We start from the raw sequence: 12758 nt of genomic DNA, 5'->3' as shown, positions 1-12758 counted from the left end.
TCCTTATTCGTTATAAACCTGCCAAGGTGCTAACAAAGAAATCCGTCTTCCCAATAAATTCTTTTACCATTATTCCTTTATATTTCTTATTAATGCTTTTTGTTGATATGGGTCTGATTGGTTGTTTATCAAATTTAGAGTTGACCTTCTCAGAAACAAGAACATATTTAACCGAAATTCTCGGATTAATATTGTGTTCTATTTTGCAGGCTGAAACAAGGTAGTCTAGAATGGGCAACGAGCGTCTCAGCTGCTCGTGCCCTTTTTGATCTCGCATGGTTTCCTTCGTTTCGATAAATACTGCATAGTAGTTCGCATTAGATTGAAAAATAACCAGATAATCACATATTTTGTTGCATCCGCTTTTCAGGCAAGAAAGATGCTTGAGTGCACCTCCTTCTTTCTCTGCGCATATAACCAAAACAGGCTCGCTCGTCCTGATGCAAATTTCCATCCCGGATTGTTTGTCTTTCAATTTGATGACTCGGTGTCCATTAGATGGACGCCCTTTTTCCCAGGCACCGGATCTCAAAATCTCTTTCAGACAGTCCACCAGCGGCATTTTATTTCTCCTCTTCGTGTTCCAGTCGTGTGGCGAGCTCGTTTGACACTTTATTGATGTCATCAATCGTGTTGTCAAAGATGGGCATATTGACCCCGAACTTGTCTATTTTACAAGGATTCAATTGGCCTTCTTCAGCCACATAGCAGCGCAAATCCCTGGAATACAAAAATTCATTGTCGCCGTATTTATGCTTTTTAATGAATTCCTTTTTGCCTTCAAAAGAATTACTTAACATAATAAGATTGTTGACTTCTTTAAGGACGTAATCACTATGAGTGGTAATCAGGACCTTAATGTTATTGCGAATAAAATGAGCCAACATACGTGCCAGCATAATCTGATTTTTTGTGTCCAGGTGGCTTTCAGGCTCATCAATAATGAGCAGCTCATTCTTCATTGCCGCATAACGCAGGTAGAAGTAGAGATCAGATAAGCCACGGGCTGATGAAGAAGCAAGATGCAACGGTATGTCAAAACGCTTATTCTTGCGCCTTGTGGAGACAAAACGTATCTCGTTTTCATCGCTTCTGTAATATCCTTCCATAATCTTTTTTATATCATCATACAGTTTTGCATGATGCATTTCGCTATTCTCCTCTACGAGCCTGGATATGTCTCTTGTGTAGTCGATGTTGTCTTTGATTGGCAATGCATAGCGACTTGCAGTTTTTTCTATAAACATAAGCGGGTCAACTCTTTTTTCTTGCTTACCGCCCATATTTTGGAGGATTTCAACCAATTTATTTTTTGTAAAATCAAGCTCCTTGTAGAATAAGGAAATACCAAAACGTTCAGCTGAGATAATAAACGGGCTGGGGAGTCCCATCAGCAAGAACTGCGTATAGCTAGACAAAACTCTATATTCTATTCCGGGTATCGGAATAGGTCTTTCTGTAAGTTTTTCTGCGGAAAAAATTAAATTTTCCCCATCATATATTATTGAAACTTCTTTTCCTGTGTGTTCAAGTTTCTTTGAAGAGAAATCATTTGAATTACTGACACCAAAGTCAACCTTGATGGATGACCCTGCAAAATTCTTGTGCGAAGAACTAAATATATTTGCAATCTTCATTCTTGAAAAATCACCTGTTATTCTGTCGATTATTTTTCTGCGATCTTTATTGAGAGCAGCACAATCCGTCAAGCATTTATACTGTCCTTCTTCCCTCAATTTCTTGCATACTTGTTTAATATCGACAGCCTGGATAAAGGGATTTTCACGCGAAATTCTCCTTGATTGAATTCGCAAACCCAATGGGTGTATCCAGTCTCTCCATTCCTTCAGGAATCCATACAGGGTATAAACCAAATATGTTTTCCCGGTGTTATTCTGACCAGCGATAATCGTCAAATTCCCGAGCTCCATTTCGGCTTTGTTTATTGGGCCAATATTTGCAAAATGAAATTTCATCTTTTAATCTCCAGAACCTGCGGGTTCCTCCCCCTGCGGTCGTCCATTGGTTTAAATTCGCTTGTGTTCGCCAAGCTCTAAAGGCAATGATGCCGCGCCGTGGCACGCCCCTGTCAAACCTTTATCAATTCCCTCCCGCAGGCGGATTGTTCGCTCGTTCTTTGCCTTTGCGCTGGCAGAGCCGAAGCTTCTTGCGTTTTTAGTAGGTGGCATGGCGGTTGGGGCACACATGAGATGAGGGGCATTATATGGCAGACAGGCGAAGAGGCAAGCAGTTTGGGATAGTCGCAGTGGGTCAGGCCCGGATGAGGCTGGCCCTTCGCATGCGGCGGGTTGCTATCCTCAGGCGTCGATTGGGTTTGGGAGTTCAATCCCCTCGGGGATATTTTCAGGCGGGGTTCTCTCATGGAAGCGAATGTCGGAAAGCATTTTTGTCGTGATATTTTTAGCCTGCGTAAACCATGTTTTATTGCACCAGGAAGAAAGGAGGTTAACCCCGGTCATGTCCGCTTCCCGGAATGACGCGAAATCGAGTGTGGAATCAGAGAAACGTACTTTGGTGAGATTTGCTTCTCTAAATCGAGCGCAGGAAAGGTCCACAGATGCAAAGGTGGTGCCAGCAAGGTTTGCGAATGAAAAGTTAGCGCGTGAAAGAGTTCCCATTTTGAAATTGGCGTTGGCAAGATTGGTTTTTTCAAACCATACTCCGTTACACTTAATATTGAAAAACCGCCCATGCGGGAGGTTAGAGTTGGAAAAATCAAAGTGGGCAAAGCATGCACCTTCTGGGGATTCCATATAAGGCAATTCGGTTTTTGATAAATCTACGCGAAAATCTTTGTTCTTCAAAAATGAATCATATTGGCGGGCGAGCCGGGAAAGTGCATATACACATTCCAGAATATCTAATGGCGGAGGATTAGGCTGTTTGTTGCTGGGTGCTTTCACCGGACTGTTTTCCCGAACAAACCCTGAAAGCAAGTTTAGAACTGTCAACACATCATCTTTGCTGTCACGCCCAATACGTTCCAGTGCAGCAATCGCACCTACGCGCAAAAAAAGTTTGTCAGAACCCAGTTGCTCTATCGCACGAGTGAATCGTTCGGTAATCTGGCCTTGTTCAGAAATTTCAATTTGCCTTGATACATTTTCAACTTGGCGCGATTGTTGTTCGGCCTGTTTTTGTGCGGCTCCGGCCTGCTCATCCGCCGCTTGTGCGCGCCGGGCGGCGATGGCAAGTCCGATGCCACCGCCGACAAACAAGATAATGTTTCGCAAGTGCTCTTCAATGGATTGCCCGAAAAACTTGTGACCGAGCCAGCCTGCGCCGATATAAAGGGCTATGCCCGCCAAAGCCCAACGCAAAATAGCCCTGCCGCTGAACTCTTTTTTCCTCTCATCCGTCATATTTTGCCGCCCGCTCCGCGCTTGACTATTGTAACCCGACCGAGCACGCCCACACCCGCTATAATTCCCCCATGCCTCCCCAACTTTTCACCATCGGCTACTCCATCCACTCTTCGGGCCTCATCGCCTCATGCGCGAAATGCCCCCCGACATCCTCGCGCGTCTGATGCAGCAGCGCAGCCAGGCGCGGCTTGTCCGCTTTGATGAGCAGTTCGTGCCGAACACATCCATTGACAACCTGGAAGAGGAATTGTGGCGCCCGCTGGTGGCGCGCGCCGAAGAGTCCGGGGAGCGGGCGCTGGTCAAATGCCGCCTGCTGGTGGAAACGCAGGGGGAAATGTGCGCCTCCGTCAGCGGGATTCTGATGTGCAGCAAAAAGCCCGATGAATTTCTTCCGGGCGCTTTCATTGAGGCGGTTCGTTACCGGGGCACAAGGAGAGATTCCAATTACCAGATTGACGCAAGCCGGATCACCGGCCCGCTGAACCAACAGATTGATTCGGCCATGCACTTCTTCCGCAAGAATCAATTCAATTCCGCCGTCAAAAAACCTTACCGGAAGGAGACACCGCAGTTCGGCACCCGCGCTGTTTTTGAGGCGGTTGTCAACGCGGTCGCGCACAGGGATTATTCCGTCCACGGCTCCAAAACACGCCTGTTCATGTTCGATGACCGCATGGAAATCTACTCGCCGGGCGCGCTGCCAAACACGGTTTCCATCGAGAGCATCCACCTGCGCCAGGCCACAAGAAATGAATTGCTGACCAGCCTGTTGAGCCGCTGCCGCATCGGCTTTGAGGGCGACGATCCGGGCCGCAGTTTTTATCTCGAACGCCGCGGAGAAGGCGTGCCCATCATCATGGATGAAAGCGAGAAACTGAGCGGGCGCAAGCCGCAATATCAATTGATAGACAACGCCGAACTGCTGCTGACCATCTACTCATACCAACGCCCGCCGGAGTAGTTTGGCCGCCCGGCGCTTCGGGCCTCGCGCATTCCACAAACACCGCTTCCAGGGCAATGTGATTGCCTTCATCGTTGCAGCCCTTGCTCCGGGGATTCCCGCAGACTCACAAACACCTCTCCGGGGCGACAGCCGCTAAACACTTTGCCGCCTTGCCTCGCCCGCCGCCACCCACCCTGCGCCACCCCCAATATCCTGCTAAAATGCCCGTTTCTGCGGTGCTCCCCGCCGCCGAACCCCCGAACCCAGACACATGAACAACCCCGACCAACCCCGGCCACCACCCTCATGAACCCATTCCACGGCACAACCGTCCTCTCCGTTCGCAAGGACGCCACCGTCGTCATCGGCAGTGACGGCCAGGTCTCCATGGGCGGCACCATTGTCAAGCGCAACGCATCCAAGGTGCGCCGCCTGTACCACGACCAGGTGCTGGCCGGTTTCGCCGGCGGCACCGCCGACGCCTTCACGCTGTTCGAGCGTTTTGAGAACAAACTGCAGGAACACAGCGGCCAGTTGACGCGCGCCGCGGTTGAACTGGCGAAAGACTGGCGCACCGACCGCAGCCTGCGCCGCCTCGAGGCGCTGCTCGCCGTCGCCGACAAGAGCGCCTCGCTGATCATCTCCGGCACCGGCGATGTCATCGAGCCGGAAGACAACCTCATCGCCATCGGTTCCGGCGGCAATTACGCGCGCGCCGCCGCCACCGCGCTGCTCGGCCACACGCCGCTGCCGCCGCGCGAAATCGTGCGCGAGGCGCTGCTGATCGCAAGCGAAATCTGCATCTACACCAACGGCGAACTGGTGCTGGAAGAACTGTAAGGAGAACCCCGTGTCCATCATGACGCCGCGCGAAATCGTGCAGGAACTCGACAAGCACATCATCGGCCAGCACAATGCCAAGCGCGCCGTGGCGGTGGCGCTGCGCAACCGCTGGCGCCGCATGCAACTTGAGCAGCACCTGCGCGACGAAATCACGCCGAAGAACATCCTGATGATGGGCCCGACCGGCGTCGGCAAGACCGAAATCGCAAGGCGCCTCGCGCGCCTCGCCGACGCGCCGTTCATCAAGATTGAGGCGACGAAGTTCACCGAAGTCGGCTATGTCGGGCGCGATGTCGAATCCATCATCCGCGACCTCGCCGACATCGCCATCAAGGGCGCGCGCGAGCAACACGCCCGCAAGAACGAACACCGCACGCACGAACTGGCCGAGGAAAAGGTGCTCGACGCGCTGATGCGCCAGGGCGCGGGCCGCGCCGCCCCGCCCAACCGCGCCGCGCCATCCAACCGCGGCACACCATCCAACCGCGCCGCGCCGCCCGACCGCGCCACGCCCCCCGACCGCCCCGCGCCGCCCAACCGCGCCGCGCCGTCCGACCGCGACGCGCGCCAGGAACTGCGCGCGCGCCTGCGCCAGGGCGACCTCGACGACGAGGAAATCACCATTGAAACCGGCCCCGGCTCGGTCAATGTCGAGGTCATGTCGCCCCCCGGCGCCGAGGCCCTGACGCAGCAAATCCAGAAACTCTTCAAGAGCATCGGCAGCGACCAGCGCCAGGAACGCCGCATCAGCGTCGCCAACGCGATGAAACTGTTGATGCAGGAGGAGTCGGAAAAAATGGTCAACGATGAAGAGTTGCAGGCCGCCGCCGTCGAGAATGTCGAGCAGAAGGGCATCGTCTTCCTCGACGAGATAGACAAACTCGCCAAACGCGACCAGCACATCGGCGGCGAGGTCTCGCGCGAGGGCGTGCAGCGCGACCTGCTGCCGCTGATAGAGGGCAGCACCGTCAGCACCAAATACGGCATGGTCAAGACCGACCACATCCTGTTCATCGCGTCCGGCGCCTTCCATTTCTCAAAGCCGTCCGACCTGATCCCGGAACTCCAGGGCCGCCTGCCCATCCGCGTCGAACTCGAATCGCTCGACGCCGCCGCCTTCGTCCGCATCCTGGCCGAGCCGGATGTGTCGCTGATACGCCAGTACTGCGAACTGATGGCCACCGAAAACATGACCATTGAATTCACCGACGAGGCCATCGAGACCATCGCCGGCATCGCCTACGACATCAACCAGAACACCGAAAACATCGGCGCGCGCCGCCTGCACACGGTGATGGAACGCCTGCTGGAAGAGGCGTCGTTCGCGGCGCCCGACAGCGGCGGCAAACTGGTGGTGGACGCCGACTATGTCAACCGCCGCCTGGCCGACATCGCCCGCGACCACGACCTCAGCCGCTACATTCTGTGATGGCCGTCCGCCGCCCGATGAGCGCCGAGAACCCGATGAGCGCGCCCGATGGCCGCCGCCCGCCGCCCGCCAAAAGCCGCCTGATGGCCGCCCGCCGCCCGCCGATAACCCGATGAGCGCCCGCCCCGTCGAGATTCACCTGCACAAAGCCTCGCGCGTGCTCGAGGTCGCGTTTGATGATGGCCGCAGTTTCCGTCTCACATCGGAGTATCTGCGCGTGCATTCGCCGTCGGCGGAAGTCGCCGGCCACGGCCCGGGGCAGGAAGTGCTGCAAGTCGGCAAGGAAGATGTCGCCATCACCGGCGTCGAGCAGGTCGGCAATTACGCCATACAACTTGAGTTCGACGACGGCCACAACAGCGGCATCTACACATGGGACTATCTCTACCGCCTCGGCGCCGAACACGAACAAAACTGGAACCGCTACCTCAAAAGACTCGCCGAAGCCGGCCACCGCCGCAACGAAAACCGCCTCAACTAAGCCGGCCAACCCGCAGCCAGCAACAGCGACAGCACCGGCAACCAGCACCAGCAACCAACACCAGCACCGCCGCCCATGACCCGCCCCAAAACCCACTTCGGTTACCGCAGCGTCGGCCTTGACGAGAAAACCCGCCTGGTCTCCGGCGTGTTCGACTCGGTCGCGCACCACTACGACCTGATGAACGACCTGATGTCGTTCGGCATCCACCGCGCGTGGAAGCGTTTTGCCGTCGCGGTGTCGGGCCTGCGCCCCGGCGCGCGCGTGCTCGACCTCGCCGGCGGCACCGGCGACATGGCCGCCCGAATGTGGCCGCGCCTCGGCGCCCGCGGCCAACTGGTGCTGGCCGACATCAACGAACCGATGCTGCGCCTGGGCCGCCGCCGCCTGCTCAATGCCGGCGCCGCCGCCACCGCCTGCGTGCGCTGCGACGCCGAAAACCTGCCGTTCGCCGACGCCCGCTTTGACTGCGTGATGATGGCCTTCGGCCTTCGCAATGTAACGCGCAAGGAAAACGCCGTCGCCTCCGTCCACCGCGTGCTGAAACCCGGCGGCCGTTTCATCGTGCTTGATTTCTCCAGCCCCGCGCCCGCGCTGCGCGCCGCCTACGACTGGTATTCATTTAATGTCATCCCGCGCCTCGGACGCCGCGTCGCCGGCGACGAGGACAGTTACCGCTACCTGGTCGAGTCCATCCGCAAGCACCCCGACCAGGCGCAACTGACCGACCTGCTGGCCGGCGCCGGCTTCGAGCGCTGCCGCTGTTTCAATCTCAGCGGCGGCATCGCCGCCGTCCACCGCGCCTGCAAACTGTAGTTGCGCCGATGCCGTCCTCCGCCTCCGCGCCGCCGCCCGCCGCGCCGCTCGCCGCATTGATAGCCGCATTGATTGAGAAGGCCGCCAACCGCCACCTGCGCGCCGACCCCGATGTCGCCGCGCGCCTCGGCGCGATGCACGGCAAGGTCATCGGCGTGCGCCTGACGGCGCCGGCGATTGAACTGTTCTTCATGCCGCGCCGCGGCGGCGTGTCGGTCGCGCCCGACTGCGAGCGCGAACCGGACACCTGGGTCGCCGGCGCCGCCGCCGACCTGCTGCGCCTCGGCTTCGCCGACCACGCCGGCCTGCACGGCGCCGGCGCGCGCGCCGAAATCAGCGGTGATGTCGCGCTCGGCCAGGCGTTTCAGCAGGTGTTCCGCGACATTGAGTTTGACGCCGAAGAATACATCGCGCCGTACCTCGGCGACGCGCTGGCGCACGAAGTCGGGCGCGGCGCGCGCGCCGCCGCCGCCTGGCTTGCGCGCGCGTTTGACTCGCTCGCCGACAGCGGCGGCGAATACCTGCGCGAAGAGGCGGGCGCGGCGCCCGGCGAACACGAGTTGCAAGACTTCATCCGCCGCGTGGATGAACTGCGCGACGCCGTCGAACGCCTTGAAGCAAGAATGGCGCGCTGGCCGCAAACCGCGCCCGGCGCGGCGTCCGGCACGCCGCCCAACACGCCGTCCAACACGCCGCCCAACACGCCGCCCGGCGCGGCGCACACTCCGCACTCCCCGCACTGACCCATGCGCCTGCTGTCAAGAATTGGCCGGTTGTTTGTCATCCAGTGGGTGCTGGTGCGTTACCGGCTGGACGAGATTGTGCTGGCCATCCACTTCTTCCGTCCGGTGCATTTCGTGTTCTACCTGCTGCCGTGGAACTGGCTTGGCCGCGAAGGCGCGCGCCCGCTCGCGGTCAGGGTGCGCCTTGCGCTGGAGCACCTCGGCCCGATCTTCGTCAAATTCGGGCAGACGCTTTCCACGCGCCCCGACCTGCTGCCGCCCGATGTCATCGCCGAGCTCGAGAAACTGCAAGACAGGGTGCCGCCGTTCCCCGGCGACGAGGCGCGGCGCATGATAGAGCACTCGCTTGGCCGCCGCATCGAGGAGGTCTTCGCCGCCTTCGACAGCACGCCGCTGGCGTCGGCCTCGATCGCGCAGGTGCACGCGGCGACGCTCAAAAGCGGCGAGGATGTCGTCGTCAAGGTGCTGCGCCCCGGCGTCGAGAAACTCATCCGGCGCGACATCGCCGTGCTGCGGATGATGGCGGCGCTGGCGCGGCAATACTGGTCGGAGGGGCGGCGCCTGCGCGTCGTCGAGGTCGTCGAGGAATACGAAAAGACCGTCATCGCCGAACTGGACCTGCTGCGCGAAGCCGCCAACGCCGGCCAGTTGCGCCGCAATTTCGACAACTCGCCGCTGATGTATGTGCCGCGCGTCTATTGGCAACATTGCCGCGCCGATGTGATGGTGATGGAGCGCATTTACGGCGTCCCGGTCAACGACGCCGCGCGCCTGAAAGAGGCCGGCGTGGATCTGAAAAAACTCGCCGAAATGGGCGTCGAGATTTTCTTCACGCAGGTGTTCCGCGACAACTTCTTCCACGCCGACATGCACCCCGGCAACATCTTCGTGTCGGTCGAGAACCCGGCCAGGCCGCGCTACCTCGGCGTGGACTTCGGCATCATCGGCATGCTGTCGCCCGAAGACCAGCGCTACCTCGCCGGCAACTTCCTGGCGTTTTTCAACCGCGACTACCGCCGCGTCGCCGAACTGCATGTTGAATCGGGCTGGGTGCCCGCCGATGTCCGCATTGACGAATTTGAAGCCGCCATCCGCGCCGTGTGCGAGCCGATTTTCCAGCAGCCGCTCAGCCGCATCTCGTTCGGCGGCCTGCTGCTGCGCCTGTTCCAGACCGCGCGCCGTTTCAACATGGAGGTGCAGCCGCAACTGGTGCTGCTGCAAAAAACGCTGCTGAACATTGAGGGCCTGGGCCGCCAACTCTACCCCGACCTCAACCTGTGGGACACCGCCAAGCCGTTCCTTGAACGCTGGATGGCGCGCCGCCAAAGCCCGCGCACGCTGCTGAAAAAACTGCGCCGCGAACTGCCGATGATGGTCGAACGCGCGCCCGACCTGATTGACGCGCTGCGCCGCGGCGCACTGCACGGGCGCCGCCGCGACGACGGCGCGCGCGCCGAACTTGAGATCGTGCGCCGCGAACTGCGCGCGCTGCGCCGCGGCCTGATCGCGGTGCTGGCCGCCGGCGTCGCACTCATCGCCGCCGCCATCGCGTTCTTCTGATGCCCGAAGAAATCCTCGGCGACCTCAACGACGAGCAGCGCATCGCCGTCACCGCGCCGCCGCTGCCGGTGCTGGTGCTGGCCGGCGCCGGCAGCGGCAAGACGCGCGTGCTGACGCACCGCATCGCGTGGCTGTGCCGCACCGAACACCTGTCGCCCTACAGCATCGCCGCGCTGACCTTCACCAACAAGGCGGCGCAGGAAATGCGCTCGCGCGTCGAGCAACTGCTGGACATGTCCGTTTCCGGCATGTGGTTCGGCACCTTTCACGGCATCTGCCACCGCCTGCTGCGGCTGCACCACGCCGACGCCGGCCTGCCGCAGACCTTCCAGGTGCTGGACGCGCAGGACCAGCGCCGCCTCGTCAAGCGCGTCACGCAAACGCTCGGCCTTGACGAGGCGCACTGGCCGGCGCGCCAGTCGCAGTGGTTCATCAACAACTGCAAGGAATCCGGCGCGCGCCCGTCGTCGGTGCAGGACCTCGGCGACGACATTGGCCGCCGCCAGATGCTGCGCATCTACACCGCCTACGAAGAGGCGCGCCGCCGCGCCGGCCTCGTGGATTTCGCCGAACTGCTGCTGCGCGCGCTGGAACTGCTGCGCGACAACGCCGAATTGCAAACGCATTACCGCGAGCGCTTCCGCCACATCCTGGTGGACGAATTCCAGGACACCAACGCGCTGCAATACGCGCTGATCCGGGTGCTGGCCGGCGCCGACATTCCGGTGTTCGCCGTCGGCGACGACGACCAGTCCATCTACGGCTGGCGCGGCGCGCGCGTCGGCAACCTGCACAGTTTCAGCAAGGACTTCGGGCGCGCGTCGGTGTTCCGGCTTGAGCGCAACTACCGCTCGACGGCGACGATACTCGACGCCGCCAACGCGCTCATCGGCCACAACCGCGGGCGCATGGGCAAGTCGCTGTGGACCGACAGCGGCGCCGGCGCGCCCATCACCGTGTTCGCCGCGTTCAACGAACTGGAAGAGGCCGCCTTCGTCATTGAACGCCTGAACAAGTGGGCCGGGCGCAAGCGCCGTTACAACGAGGCCGCCGTGCTCTACCGCTCCAACGCGCAGTCGCGCGTGATTGAAAGCGCGTTGATTGCCGAAGACATCCCGTACCGCATCTACGGCGGCCTGCGTTTCTTCGAGCGCGCCGTCGTCAAGAACGCGCTGGCCTACCTGCGCCTGATGATGAGCCGCCAGGACGACCCGTCGTTTGAGCGCGTCGTTAATTTCCCGCCGCGCGGCATCGGCGAACGCACGCTGGCCCGCGTGCGCGCCGCCGCGCAGACGCAGGAAAGCAGTTTGTGGGCCGCCGCATTGTCATTGCTGAAACGCGGCGGCAACGGCGGCGGCAGCGGCGAAGGCAAGGGCGCCGCCGCCGGCAACGGCGCCGGCAGCGGCAACGACAACGGCAACGACAACGACAGCGCCGGCGCCGAAAACACACTCGGCGGGCGCGCCGCCGGGGCGCTTGGCGGGTTTTGCGATTTGGTGGAAAACCTGGCCGGCGACAGCGCGCGCCTGTCGCTGGCGGAGATGGCCGGGCAGGTCGCCGACCTGCTCATCGCGCATTACCGCAAGGACAACAGCGAGGCCGCGCGCAGCGCCATTGAAAACCTGGACGAATTCACCGCCGCCGCGCGCGAGTTTGAACGCCTGTGGCGCGACGACGAAGGCGACGGCGAACAGGGCGTCGCCGACGCCTTCCTCGCGCACGCCGCGCTCGAAGCCGGCGAAGGGCAGGGCGGCGCCGCCGACGACTGCGTGCAGTTAATGACACTGCACTCGGCCAAGGGCCTGGAATTTCCGTCGGTCGTCATCGTCGGCCTGGAAGAGGGCCTGTTCCCGCACGAGCGCTCCCTCGCAAGCGCCGACCTGTCCGCGAGCGCCGACGGCGTCGAGGAGGAACGCCGCCTGTGTTATGTCGGCATCACGCGCGCGCGCGAGGAACTGGCGCTGTCATTCGCCGAGACCCGCAACCGCGGCTGGGGCAAGACCGCCTGCAACGAACCGTCGCGCTTCCTCGGCGAAATCCCGCCGCAGTTGATGGCCGAAGTCCGCCCGCGCCTGCACATCGCCCGCCCGCCGCGCACGCCGCGCGCGCAGGCGGCGCACGCGCGGGCGGGCGCGCCGTCGGCGGGCGTGCGCGAAGGCGGCCTGCAAATCGGCCAGTCGGTGGAACACAAAAAATTTGGCCGCGGCGTCGTCATCGCCTGCGAAGGCGCCGGCGAACACGCCCGCGCCAATGTCCGCTTTGAACACGCCGGCGCCAAATGGCTGATGCTGATGTGGGCGGACTTGAAGGTTTTGTAGAAAGGGGGGGGGGCGAGAAAGGCAAAAAACCGCCTTCCGGCGGCTTTTCCCTACCAAATACCGCTCGTCGGAAAGTCGTTGTGCGCGCCTGCGGCCTTGCTATACTCGTGGTATGAGACTTAACCTGCAAGCATTACTGACCAGCGGGCGGCAGTGCGGTGTGGCATTCATCATCGCCGCTGTCGTGCATGGTTTTCTGGGCCCGGGCCTCGCTGCTGAGGTGTTTTTCACCGGAATCC

General features: G+C 60.4%; 11 protein-coding genes. 8 read left to right on the top strand and 3 right to left on the bottom strand.

Annotated elements, in window-relative coordinates; genetic code table 11:
• Window positions 1–10: 10 nt before the first annotated feature.
• The 3 genes from OXU50_02755 to OXU50_02745 form a co-directional block, all read right to left on the bottom strand.
• Window positions 11–562: a hypothetical protein gene (locus OXU50_02755; GenBank protein MDD9868804.1), complete on the bottom strand. Its 552-nt coding sequence runs from the start codon at window positions 560–562 to the stop codon at window positions 11–13.
• Window position 563: 1 nt separating this feature from the next.
• Window positions 564–1976: an AAA family ATPase gene (locus tag OXU50_02750; GenBank protein MDD9868803.1), complete on the bottom strand. Its 1413-nt coding sequence runs from the start codon at window positions 1974–1976 to the stop codon at window positions 564–566.
• A gap of 342 nt (window positions 1977–2318) precedes the next feature.
• Window positions 2319–3383, bottom strand: coding sequence for a pentapeptide repeat-containing protein (locus OXU50_02745; GenBank protein ID MDD9868802.1), 1065 nt, complete (start codon window positions 3381–3383; stop codon window positions 2319–2321).
• A gap of 139 nt (window positions 3384–3522) precedes the next feature.
• Between OXU50_02745 and OXU50_02740 the strand changes: the two genes are divergently transcribed.
• The 8 genes from OXU50_02740 (at window position 3523) to OXU50_02705 (ending at window position 12519) form a co-directional block, all read left to right on the top strand.
• A complete protein-coding gene (locus OXU50_02740; protein ID MDD9868801.1) occupies window positions 3523–4347 on the top strand; it encodes a transcriptional regulator in 825 nt (274 codons plus the stop codon).
• A gap of 288 nt (window positions 4348–4635) precedes the next feature.
• Complete coding sequence (gene hslV, locus OXU50_02735; protein ID MDD9868800.1) at window positions 4636–5169, top strand: ATP-dependent protease subunit HslV; 534 nt, start codon at window positions 4636–4638, stop codon at window positions 5167–5169.
• 19 nt (window positions 5170–5188) lie between these two features.
• Window positions 5189–6601: an ATP-dependent protease ATPase subunit HslU gene (gene hslU, locus OXU50_02730; GenBank protein MDD9868799.1), complete on the top strand. Its 1413-nt coding sequence runs from the start codon at window positions 5189–5191 to the stop codon at window positions 6599–6601.
• A 112-nt stretch (window positions 6602–6713) separates the two neighbouring features.
• Window positions 6714–7082 carry a DUF971 domain-containing protein gene (locus OXU50_02725; protein ID MDD9868798.1) on the top strand — a complete coding sequence of 123 codons (369 nt, stop codon included), beginning with the start codon at window positions 6714–6716 and terminating at the stop codon, window positions 7080–7082.
• 75 nt (window positions 7083–7157) lie between these two features.
• The gene (locus tag OXU50_02720) at window positions 7158–7898 is read left to right on the top strand and encodes a class I SAM-dependent methyltransferase (protein MDD9868797.1); all 741 of its coding nucleotides are present in this window, start codon (window positions 7158–7160) and stop codon (window positions 7896–7898) included.
• Window positions 7899–7906: 8 nt separating this feature from the next.
• Window positions 7907–8641, top strand: a complete 735-nt coding sequence (locus OXU50_02715; GenBank protein MDD9868796.1) for an SCP2 sterol-binding domain-containing protein — start codon at window positions 7907–7909, stop codon at window positions 8639–8641.
• Between the two features lie 3 nt (window positions 8642–8644).
• Window positions 8645–10201 carry a ubiquinone biosynthesis regulatory protein kinase UbiB gene (gene ubiB, locus OXU50_02710; GenBank protein ID MDD9868795.1) on the top strand — a complete coding sequence of 519 codons (1557 nt, stop codon included), beginning with the start codon at window positions 8645–8647 and terminating at the stop codon, window positions 10199–10201.
• Window positions 10201–12519 carry a UvrD-helicase domain-containing protein gene (locus OXU50_02705; GenBank protein MDD9868794.1) on the top strand — a complete coding sequence of 773 codons (2319 nt, stop codon included), beginning with the start codon at window positions 10201–10203 and terminating at the stop codon, window positions 12517–12519. Before ubiB ends, OXU50_02705 begins: the two co-directional genes overlap by 1 nt.
• The last annotated feature ends 239 nt before the right edge of the window (window positions 12520–12758 follow it).

The organism is Gammaproteobacteria bacterium, from assembly GCA_028817225.1.
Taxonomy (GTDB): domain Bacteria; phylum Pseudomonadota; class Gammaproteobacteria; order Poriferisulfidales; family Oxydemutatoraceae; genus Oxydemutator.
The sequence above is the reverse complement of the archived record's forward strand: the minus strand, read 5'-3'. Positions and strand labels throughout refer to the sequence as shown.